Genomic DNA, 8,980 nt, shown 5'->3' on the forward strand with positions numbered 1-8,980 from the left:
CCGCAACCGACCGCACCGACCGCACCGACCGCAAGAAAAGGGGGTCGTTCTATTCTGTGGGCCGGCGCGTGACGCTCTCTCCCAGCTATGGAGTGCTCCGGCGTCCGCTCCTTGATCCGGGCAGGACGATCCCTGATCCGCTTCCGAAATTCCCTGATCCGGTGCTCCAGATTCCCTGCTCTGGTGCGAGCAATTCCCTGCTCCAATTCCCTGTTATGGCATCGCTGCGACCTCAAGCGAGCAGGCCAGGCGCCTGATATGGCTGGTCTTTCAGGCCCTTTGTCCCCACTTCAGGTGTTCCGCTTTTCTGCAAGAACAGGGAATTTGGCTGCACCGCCCCGTGTCTCACCCATGGGGTTCGCTTCGAGATTCGTCGGAGACTCTCGCGATCCGGAACACGATGGAGCGCTCCGTGCACTCGATTGCACGGGCGAGCGGCTACGCCGCCGCCTTCAGGATGTCGGCGGCCTTCTCGCCGACCATGATCGAGGGGGCGTTGGTGTTGCCCGAGGGCATGGTCGGGAAGATCGAGGCGTCGGCGACGCGCAGGCCGTCGATGCCGTGCACCTTGAGCTTGTCGTCGACTACCGTGGTGGGACCGGCCGGGCCCATGCGGCAGGTGCCGATCGGATGGTAGGCGGTTTGCGAGTTGTTGCGGATCCAGGTCAGGATCTCGTCGTCGCTCTGCACCTCGGTGCCGGGCGAGAACTCGTCGCCCCTGTAGACGTCCATCGGCTGGGCGGCGACCAGCTTGCGCATGATGCGGAAGCCGCCGGTCATCGCCTGCTGGTCGATCGGGTCGGCGAGGAAGTTGAAGCGGATCGCCGGCTGCGCCTTGGGATCGGCCGAGCGGATATGGATCGATCCCAGGCTCTCGGGCCGGAGCTGGTAGCAGGCGATCGTCATCGACGGGAAGTCCTGCAGCTTGCGCGTCTTGGGATCCTTGATCGAGTAGGGCACGAGATGCAGCTGGATGTCGGGCGTGGCGAGCTCGGGTCGGGTCTTGAGGAAGCCGAGCAGCGGCGCCGAGGGCAGGCTCATGAAGCCGCCGCCGGTCAGCAGATATCTGGTCATCTGCGTCACCGCGCCGAGGCCACGCGCCATGTGGTTGTAGGAGACCTTGGGGTCCTTCACCTTCCAGACGATGCGGGCGTTGATGTGGTCGCGGAAATTCTCGCCGACCGCCTTTGCCTCGTGCCTGACCTCGATGCCGTGCTTTTTCAGCAGCTCCGGCTGGCCGATGCCCGACAGCTCGAGAATCTGCGGGCTGGCGACGCCGCCCGCCGACAGGATGGTCTCGCGCGCCCGCGCCTGCACCACCTTGCCGTCCTTCTCGTACTCGACACCGGTGCAGCGCCTGCCGTCGAGCAGGACGCGCAGCGTCATGGCGTTCGTGACGACATGCAGGTTGGGCGAGCGCTTCATCGCCGGCTCGATGTAGCAGTGCGCCACGCTCATGCGCCGTCCCTTGTAGATCGAGGTCTGGGTCTTGACGATGCCTTCCTGGTCCTCGCTGTTGTAGTCGGGATTGAGCTTGAAGCCGGCCGCCTTGGCGGCGGCGAACAGCGCGTCGTAGAGCGGATTCTGGTCCGGTACGGTCGAAACCTTGAGCGGGCCCGACGTGCCGCGGCCGTTGCTACCGTCGCCATCGACGAAGGTCTCGATGCGGGTGAAGATCGGCGCCACGTCCTGCCAGCTCCAGCCGCGGCAGCCCATCTGCGCCCAGGTGTCGAAGTCGAGCGGCTGGCCGCGCACCCAGACCAAGCCGTTGATCGAGCTCGAGCCGCCGAGCAGCTTTCCGCGCGGCACCGGGATGGTGCGGTTGGCGGTATTGGGCTCGGGCTCGGACTGGTAGCACCAGTTGGCCGCCGGATTGTCGATCAGCAGGCCGAACGACAGCGGCATGCGCGAGTAGGGATGGCTCGCCGCGCCGGCTTCCAGGAGCAGCACCTTGTTCCTCGGGTTCTCGCTCAGCCGCGCGGCGAGCGCGCCGCCGGCCGAGCCTGCGCCCACAATGATGTAGTCGTAATCGGCCATAGCCTCGATCCCTCCCGCTCACGCAATCGTCACAGTTGGATCGAGCCTAGCGCAAAATCCTCCTCCCCACGAAGTGGGGAGGTGTCGCCGTCCTACGGCGACGGAGGGGTCATGACTCATACGGACCGCGGGCGTCCCGCCCGCTCTTCTCATGGGCGGGCAGGACGCCTGCAGTCCAGAAGGACCATGACCCCTCCGTCGCGTATGACGCGACACCTCCCCAGCGAATCTGGGGAGGAGAATGACGCCCGCGGTCTGAGAGACGAGTTCCATGGCCGCCGGGCAGCAAGCCGGTTAAACAATGCGACCAGAGGCTCATACGGGGGAGAGTCCCATGATCGACACCGAGCGCGGCCGCGCCGATGTCTCGCGGTTCGTGATCGACCTTCTGATTCGCGTCGCGCTGATCGCCAGTATCGTCGTCGTCAGCCTGCTGTTGCTGCGCCCGGTTCTGCCGCTGCTCGTTTGGTCGGTCATCCTGGCGGTCGCCGTCTTCCCGCTGTTCGCGATCCTGCGCCGGCGGGTGCACCTGCGAAATGGGTGGGCTGCCGCCGTGCTGTCGTTCTTCCTGCTGACCATGCTTTTCATCCCGGTGGCGCTGCTGGCGGGATCGGCGGTCGAGTCGCTCGAAGCCTACGCCAGGATGCTTCTGAAGGGCGATCATGTCGTGCCGCCACCGGCCGAATCGATCCGCAGCTGGCCGGTGATCGGCCAGCGGCTCTACGATTTCTGGCTGGCGGCGTCGGACGACCTGCGAACGCTGCTGACCGCCCATGTCACGCAGATCACGTCGGCCGGCCGCTTTATCGGCCGCCTCGCCGCGGGCGTCGCCCTGGAGGTCCTGCAATTCGCGGCGGCGATCATCGTATCGGGTGTGCTGCTCGCCTATTCGGAGCGGCTGACCGACCTTGCCGGTGGCATCGCCAACCGCGTCACCGCAGTTCGCGGACGGCATTTCCTCGAGATTGCCGGCGCCACCATCCGCAACGTGTCACAGGGTGTGATCGGGGTTGCCCTGCTGCAGACGGCCCTGCTCGGGGTCGGCATGCTGGTGGCCGGGGTGCCCTTCGGCGGCGCCATCACCTTTGCTGCCCTGGTGCTCGCCATCGTCCAGGTCGGCCCGGGGCTGGTGATGCTGCCGGTGCTGGTGTGGGCGTGGTTCACCTTCCCGATGCTCGGAGCGGCAGCCTTCACCGTCTACACGATCCCGCTTCTGTTGCTCGACAACATCCTGCGCCCGCTGGTCATGGCGCGCGGCCTGCAGACGCCGATGGTGATCATCCTTTTCGGCGTGATCTGCGGCACGCTCGCCGGCGGCCTGATCGGCCTGTTCGTCGGGCCGGTCGTGCTGGCAGTCTTCTACGATCTCGTCTCGGCCTGGGTTCGCGAGCGCCCGGACGGCGCGACTCTGGAGCCCTGACGGGGGCCGAGACTCCGGGGCCCGAGGACGGGTCCCGGAATCAGGAGCCCCGCCCACGGGCAGCAGGCGGGGCTCTTTCGGGACATGGTCCCCTCCATGATCTCAGGAGGTCGGCGCGCCATCCCTGCACGTGCGGGACAGGCTGCCGGGGACAATTGGATCGCGGTGTTCCCGGTGCCGCGTCACCCTGGTTGGCCCGGTGGAGTCATAGGCCGTACCTACCCTCCTTCTTGTTGTACGCTTCAAAGGTAAGGTCGGGCCCGGTGGATTATCAAGCCAGCGAGGTTGACCTAAATTTCATCGAGGCATCATCCTTCGGATCGCGGGCGTCTCGCCTGCTCATGAGAAGAGCGGGCGGGACGCCCGTGGTCCGGAAGAGGCCGATCTCGCTACGCCTTCCTGATCTCGGTGAGGGCGATACCGGAGACGAGAAGCTTGTCGATCTCGGCGGCCGAATAGCCCGCCTCGGCGAGAACCGCCCTGGTGTCGATGCCGAAGTGCCGGGGCCTGCTGCGCGCGCGGGCCGGGGTGCGCGAGAGCTTCACCGGGTTGCCGACATTGCGGTAGCCGTCTTTCTCCCACACCATGCCGCGATGTTTGGTGTGAGGGTGCTCCATGACGTCGGGCACCTCCAGCACCGCGCCCGACGGCACGCCGTTTTCCATAAGCATGATGGAGAAGCTCTCGCCGTCGACGTTCCTGGTGAGGGCGCGCAGCTCGGCTTCGAGCGCCGGCCGGTTGGCGACGCGATCCCGGTTGGTCTTGAAGCGCGGATCGGACGCGAGCTCGGGCTTGCCGAGCAGCTGCGTCAGCTTGCGGAACTGGCCGTCATTGCCGGCCCCGATCACGATGTTGCGGCCCTTGGTCGGGACGTTGCAGTAGGGCGCCAGGCTGCCGTGGCTGTTGCCGACCAGCTTGGGCTTGAGGCCGGCGGCGAAGTAGTTGGGCGCGTGCGGCTGGTGCAGCGCGATGGCACTGTCGTACAGCGTCGCGTCGACGAACTGCCCCTTGCCCGAGCGGTTGCGCTCGTAGAGCGCCATGAGGATGCCGATGCAAGCGTTCATGCCGGTCGACAGATCGACCACCGGCACGCCGACGCGCACCGGGCCGCTGTCCGGCGCGCCGTTGACCGACACCAGGCCGGCCGAGGCCTGCACCATGGCGTCGTAGCCGGGGAAGCCGCCGAGCGGTCCGTCGGCGCCGAAGCCCGAGACGCGGGCATGGACCAGGCGCGGGAATTTCTTGCTGAGCGTGTCGGCGTAGCCGATGCCCCATTTCTCCATCGTGCCGGTCTTGAAGTTGTCGATCAGCACGTCGGCGTGCTCGAGCAGCTTCAGCAGCACCTCGCGGCCTTCCGGCTTCGAGAGGTCGAGGGCGATGGTGCGCTTGTTGCGGTTGATGCCGGAGAAGTAGGCCGAGATGCCTTCGTCGTCGAAGGGAGGGCCCCACAGCCGCGTCTCGTCGCCCTGTGGCGGCTCGACCTTGATCACCTCGGCGCCGTGGTCGGCCAGCATCTGGCCGCAATAGGGACCGCCCAGCACGCGCGACAAATCAATGACCTTCAGGCCTTCCAGGGCACCCGACATGAAGTTCCTCTCCCAGAACCACGAGACGGACCGGGTTATAGACCATGCCCGGCGGGCTCGATACGGTCGGCCATGATCGAACGCGAGCTCGATATCGCCACGCGCGATGGCGCAATGAACACGTGGACCGTGCGGCCCAACGACGGCGAGCCCCTGCCGGTGGTGCTGATGATGATGGACGCGCCGGGCGTGCGCGAGAGCTTGCGCGAGATTGGCCGGCGTATCGCCCAGTCGGGCTACTTCGTGCTGCTGCCCAATCTTTATTACCGCACCGTGCGGGAGTTCGTGCTCGGCCCGACCCGCGATCATCCCGACGCCGAGGCCAACCTGAAGAAGCTGTTCGCCATGGTCGGCTCGATCTCCAACGACAGGGTCGCGGCCGACGTCGGCGCTGTGCTGGATACGCTGCCGGCGCTGGCCGGTGCGCGGCCAGGGAAGGTCGGCCTGGTCGGCTACTGCATGAGCGGGGCGTTCGTCACGGTGGCGGCGGCGAAGCATGCCGACCGCATCGCCTGCTTTGCGTCCTACTACGGCACGCGGCTGATCACCGACGGGCCGGACTCCCCGCATCTCCTGCTCGGCGACATCACCGCCGAGGGCTACTACGCCTTCGCCGAGCACGACACCTACGTTCCGCTCGAGCAGGTCGCCGCCTTCGAGCGGATGCTGGCTGCCGCGCCGTTCCCGTCGCGCACCGAGATCGAGCCCGGCACGCATCACGGCTACGCCTTCACCGACCGCGGCAATTACCACCGCGCGGCGAGCGAGAGGCACTACGAGCGCATGCTGGCGCTGTATCGGCGCCATCTGGGGTGAGGGCGGTGGGGCCTGGCTTCTCGCGTGCGAGGACCCTCGCTACGCTCCGCCCTTGTGTTCCGCTCCCCCGATGGGGGAGAGGAACATGACAAGAGTGAAGAGGACGCAGGGAGACCAACCATGCTGAGCGGCATCCATGGGCATCAGGACATCGAGCGCGTCGTCTACGGCAGGCCGGCCGGGCCGGCGCTGCGCGCCGAGGCGGAGCGGCTGGGGGCACGCCGAGTCTTCCTCACCACCTCGAAGTCGGTGGCGCAGAGCGCGCTGCTGGCCGACATCGTGCGCGCGCTGGGCGATCGCTATGCCGGCGTCTATGCCGGCATCACCGCGCATTCGCCGCGCGCCTGCGTGGTAGAGGGCGCAACGCTGGCGCGCGCTGCCAAGGCCGATCTGCTGGTGGCTGTGGGTGGCGGCTCGGCGATCGACGCCACCAAGACGATGCTGATCGCGCTGTGGCAGGGCGTGACTCGCATCGAGGATCTCGATGCCTATCGCGCCGGCCGGCCGAAGGAGGGCGCGGCGCCGCCGTCCGAGGCGATCCGGCCGCCTACCGACGCGATCCGCATGCTCGCCGTGCCGACCACGCTGTCGGCCGCCGAGTTCAACCCCTTCGCCGGCATCAGCGACACGCGCTACGGCATCAAGGAAAGCTTCGGCCACCGCCTGATCGTGCCACGCGTCATCGTGCTCGATCCGGCCGCGACTCTCGCCACGCCGATGGACCTCATGCTTTCGACCGGGCTCAAGGCGGTCGATCACGCGGTCGAGCGGCTGTGCGCGCAGCAGGCGCATCCCTTCGTGCTGGGCACGTCGACCGAGGCGCTGAAGCTCCTGACACGCGCCCTGCCGGCGCACAGGCAGGCGCCCGACGACATGGCGACGCGGCTCGACCTTCAGTTCGGCATGTGGCTGTCGATCGGCGCCGGCACGTCGGGCGTCGGTACCGGCGCGAGCCACGGCATCGGCCACGTGCTGGGTGCGGCCTGTCACGTGCCGCACGGCCACACCTCGTGCGTGATGCTGCCCTCGGTGCTGCGCTGGAACCTGCCGGCGAACGCGGAGCGGCAGAAGCGGGTCAGCGAGGCGTTCGGCAGGCCCGACGCGGCGGCGGCCGACCTGGTGGCCGCGCTGGTGAAATCGCTCGGCCTGCCGGGCCGGCTCGCCGACGTGGGTGTGGGCCGCGACCGCTTCCAGGAGATCGCCGAGAAGTCGATGCACGATCGCGCCGTGCTCAACAATCCGCGGCCGATCACGAGCCCGGCCGAGGTGAGGGAGATTCTCGAGCTGGCGGCGTGATTGGATTTGATTTGGCCCCCAAACGATATAGTCTGGAGTGAGAACGAGTTGCAACTCGCTCTCATTAACAAGGCTTCGTCCGGGGCTCCTCGAGCATCGGACCACGGGAAGAAACGCGCAGGAGGGGACCTTCATGATCGGACTCGGATTGCGTCTGCTTGCCGCCACGGCGGCGGCGACACTCGCCTTCACCGCCGCGGCGTCGGCGCAGGACAAGGTCAAGATCGGCTACGCCATCTCCAAGACAGGTCCCAACGCCGGCGGCGCCAGCATCACCCAGATCCCCAACTACGAGATGTGGGTGAAGGACGTGATGGCCAAGGGCGGCCTGATGATGGGCGGCAAGCGGGTGCCGATCGAGGTCGTCGAGTACGACGACCGTTCCAATTCCGAGGAGGCGGTGCGCGCGGTCGAGCGGCTGGTGACGCAGGACAAGGTCGACCTCTTGTTCCCGCCGTGGGGCACCGGCCTCAATCTCGCGGTCGGCCCGGTGTTCAACAAGTACGGCTATCCGCAGCTCGCCTTCACCGCCGTCACCGACCGCGCGCCGGATCTCGCCAAGCGCTGGCCCAACAGCTTCTGGCTGCTCGGCACCAGCAAGCAGTATGTCGACGCGCTGAGCGGGCTGCTGAAGAAGCTGCGCGACGAGGGCAAGATCGGCCCGAACATCGCGATGATCAGCATCGCCGACGGCTTCGGCATCGATCTCTCACAGGCGGCGCGCAAGGGCTTCGGCGACGCCGGCTTCAGGCTCGCCTACGACAAGAGCTATCCGATCGGCACGCAGGACCTGTCGCCGCTGATCGGCGAGGCGGCGCGCTCCGGCGCCGACACCTTCGTCGCCTTCTCCTATCCGCCCGACACGCTGGCGCTGACCGAGCAGGCAAAGGTCGCCTCCTATGCGCCCAAGGTGATGTTCCTGGGCGTCGGCGTCGGCTTCCCGCTCTACCCGCAACGCTTCGGCGCCAATGTCGCGGGCATCATGTCGCTCGGCGGCTGGTCGAAGGACAACGTCTCGACTCTCGCCTATGCCAAGAAGCACGAGGAGATGTTCAAGCGCGGGCCCGACCGCTGGGGCAGCCAGGTCGGCTACTCCTCGCTGCAGATGCTCGAGCAGGCGATCGAGCGCGTTGGGAAGATCGACCGCGCCGCCATCGTCAAGGAGCTGCAGACCGGCACGTTCGACACCGTGCTGGGCAAGGTGAAGCTGGTCGACAACATGATGAAGGACAATTTCTGGCTGATCGGCCAGTGGCAGGACGGTTTCTTCGCCGGCGTCGCCCCGCAACGCGCCGGCGCCTCGCCGGTGGTCGTCCCGAAGCCGGCCTGGAAGCCTTGAGGGTGGCTGCGCTTCCTCTTTCTCCTCCCCAGCTCAGCTGGGGAGGTGTCGCCGTCTTACGGCGACGGAGGGGTCATGAATCACGCGGACCGCGGGCGTCCAACGGCGCGGTTTACCGCGCCAGACCACGCTTATGAGGATGAGCGGGCGGGACGCCCGCGGTCCGAAAGACCATGACACCTCCGCCCCGTATGACGGGGCACCTCCCCAGCGGAGCTGGGGAGGAAGCTAGAGATTCCATGCTCTTCGAGGTGACGCTGTCCGGCGTGACGCTGGGCGGCATGTATGCGCTGGTCGCGATGGGGTTGACGCTGCAGTACGGCGTCGCCCGGATCATGAACCTGAGCTACGGCGAGCTACTGGTCGCCGCGGCCTTCGCCGCGTTCTCGTTCTACACCGGCGTCGCGGTGAGCCCGCTGGTCGGGCTGATCGTCGTGCCGCCACTCGCCTTCGCGCTGAGCTTCGTGATCTATCGCGTCCTGCTGC

The 8,980-nt window shown here is 67.2% G+C and carries 7 protein-coding genes; 5 read left to right on the forward strand and 2 right to left on the reverse strand.

All coding sequences use genetic code 11. The features are described 5' to 3' along the window. Positions 1-438: 438 nt before the first annotated feature. Positions 439-2,037 carry a GMC family oxidoreductase gene (locus tag AB7O82_RS22890; RefSeq protein WP_428547888.1) on the reverse strand — a complete coding sequence of 533 codons (1,599 nt, stop codon included), beginning with the start codon at positions 2,035-2,037 and terminating at the stop codon, positions 439-441. Positions 2,038-2,371: 334 nt separating this feature from the next. Between AB7O82_RS22890 and AB7O82_RS22895 the strand changes: the two genes are divergently transcribed. Further along, positions 2,372-3,457, forward strand: a complete 1,086-nt coding sequence (locus AB7O82_RS22895) for an AI-2E family transporter (protein WP_428547885.1) — start codon at positions 2,372-2,374, stop codon at positions 3,455-3,457. Between the two features lie 389 nt (positions 3,458-3,846). Here the strand turns inward: AB7O82_RS22895 and AB7O82_RS22900 are convergent, their stop codons facing one another. Next, positions 3,847-5,043, reverse strand: coding sequence for a CaiB/BaiF CoA transferase family protein (locus AB7O82_RS22900; protein ID WP_428547882.1), 1,197 nt, complete (start codon positions 5,041-5,043; stop codon positions 3,847-3,849). Between the two features lie 72 nt (positions 5,044-5,115). On the opposite strand from AB7O82_RS22900, the gene AB7O82_RS22905 reads away from it, so the two are divergent. The 4 genes from AB7O82_RS22905 to AB7O82_RS22920 form a co-directional block, all read left to right on the forward strand. Next, the gene (locus AB7O82_RS22905; protein WP_428547879.1) at positions 5,116-5,859 is read left to right on the forward strand and encodes a dienelactone hydrolase family protein; all 744 of its coding nucleotides are present in this window, start codon (positions 5,116-5,118) and stop codon (positions 5,857-5,859) included. A gap of 120 nt (positions 5,860-5,979) precedes the next feature. After that, on the forward strand, positions 5,980-7,155 hold the full coding sequence (locus AB7O82_RS22910) for an iron-containing alcohol dehydrogenase (RefSeq protein WP_428620251.1): 1,176 nt from the start codon (positions 5,980-5,982) through the stop codon (positions 7,153-7,155). A gap of 133 nt (positions 7,156-7,288) precedes the next feature. Beyond that, complete coding sequence (locus AB7O82_RS22915; protein WP_428547873.1) at positions 7,289-8,494, forward strand: amino acid ABC transporter substrate-binding protein; 1,206 nt, start codon at positions 7,289-7,291, stop codon at positions 8,492-8,494. A 239-nt stretch (positions 8,495-8,733) separates the two neighbouring features. Continuing rightward, positions 8,734-8,980 (forward strand): ABC transporter permease subunit (locus AB7O82_RS22920; RefSeq protein WP_428620252.1); only part of this gene is annotated, 247 nt, incomplete at its 3' end.

Origin of the sequence: Reyranella sp. (genome assembly GCF_050185545.1) — a bacterium.
Classification (GTDB): Bacteria; Pseudomonadota; Alphaproteobacteria; order Reyranellales; family Reyranellaceae; genus Reyranella.

What these genes read in the sequence shown, in the direction of transcription:
- AB7O82_RS22890 (WP_428547888.1), bottom strand. Translation starts at nt 2,037, where the DNA reads ATGGCCGATTACGACTACATCATTGTGGGCGCAGGCTCGGCCGGCGGC.
- AB7O82_RS22895 (WP_428547885.1), top strand. Translation starts at nt 2,372, where the DNA reads ATGATCGACACCGAGCGCGGCCGCGCCGATGTCTCGCGGTTCGTGATC.
- AB7O82_RS22900 (WP_428547882.1), bottom strand. Translation starts at nt 5,043, where the DNA reads ATGTCGGGTGCCCTGGAAGGCCTGAAGGTCATTGATTTGTCGCGCGTG.
- AB7O82_RS22905 (WP_428547879.1), top strand. Translation starts at nt 5,116, where the DNA reads ATGATCGAACGCGAGCTCGATATCGCCACGCGCGATGGCGCAATGAAC.
- AB7O82_RS22910 (WP_428620251.1), top strand. Translation starts at nt 5,980, where the DNA reads ATGCTGAGCGGCATCCATGGGCATCAGGACATCGAGCGCGTCGTCTAC.
- AB7O82_RS22915 (WP_428547873.1), top strand. Translation starts at nt 7,289, where the DNA reads ATGATCGGACTCGGATTGCGTCTGCTTGCCGCCACGGCGGCGGCGACA.